The sequence below is a fragment of the Acinetobacter lwoffii genome, from assembly GCF_024129435.1.
GTDB classification, from domain to species: Bacteria; Pseudomonadota; Gammaproteobacteria; order Pseudomonadales; family Moraxellaceae; genus Acinetobacter; species Acinetobacter lwoffii_F.
Genome location: NZ_JAMXXN010000090.1, coordinates 1 through 344, shown reverse-complemented (window position 1 = coordinate 344; position 344 = coordinate 1). Strand labels below are relative to the sequence as shown.

Sequence of the window (344 nt, the reverse complement as noted above, 5' to 3'; positions counted from 1 at the left end):
CCGAGCTCCACTTGCATGTTGATGCACGCGTATGTAGCTTCCGTCAATGAATACCCATTCTTGATCCAAGACGCCTCGTAATCTAAAAAAAATTTATTCCACAATCCCTTGCTTGCCCAACGATTAAAACGATTATAAGCAGTTTGCCAAGGACAAAATTCTTGAGGAATATCACGCCATGTGGCGCCTGTACGCAGTTTCCATAAGATCGCTTCCATGATATTTCTACTATTCTTTGAACGGTAGCAACCATGTAATCGCATAGTATCTTGAATTTGCTGCCAGATATCATCGGTAAGAAGAGTACGTGCCATTGAAAATATAGAAATAAAAATAACTCAAAG

At 39.8% G+C, this 344-nt stretch carries 1 pseudogene; it reads right to left on the bottom strand.

Going from position 1 to position 344, the window contains the following annotated elements:
• Nucleotides 1-314 (bottom strand): annotated as a pseudogene (locus tag NI455_RS15445) (transposase); the annotation flags it as partial.
• Nucleotides 315-344: the final 30 nt, after the last annotated feature.